Source organism: Neisseria sp. P0001.S005, assembly GCF_051963715.1.
In genome coordinates this window covers 1-422 of the sequence record NZ_JBQCTZ010000649.1, presented here as the reverse complement: position 1 = coordinate 422, position 422 = coordinate 1, and the positions used below count along the sequence as shown (strand labels likewise).

Here is a 422-nt window from a genome sequence, read left to right as displayed (position 1 = left end):
TTTTGGGTGGAGTAGGAAACGGTAAACGTGCCTTCTTCTGTCGCCGGGGCGAGGCTGCTGTATACGCCGTAGGTGTAACCGTGTTGGTCGCGCAAAACTTTCATGAGGCGGCTGTCGAAACCGCCGCCGCCGAGGATGTAGTTTCCGGCAACGAGGGCATAGTAGTCAGGGTCGTGGCGTTTGATGAGGGAGGTGCCGAGCAGGACTTGTGCCTGTGTGCCGGCAAAGGGGATGTCGCGGCGTTGAGCGGTTTGTTTGGAAACGGGCGGGATGGCGTGGGTTGCGGTGGCTTTGGCCGGCAGGTCTTTGAGGACGCGTTCGACCAGTTGCTCTGCCTGTTTGCGATTGAGGTCGCCGACGATGGCGACGATGGCGTTGTCTTTGCCGTAGTGGGTGCGGTGGAAGGCGCGGATGTCGTCCAG

General features: G+C 60.7%; 1 protein-coding gene. It reads right to left on the bottom strand.

The genetic code is table 11. From position 1 onward, the window contains the following. On the bottom strand, positions 1 to 422 hold a 422-nt coding region (locus tag ACTHSP_RS22190), incomplete at both ends, for a M16 family metallopeptidase (RefSeq protein WP_440347032.1).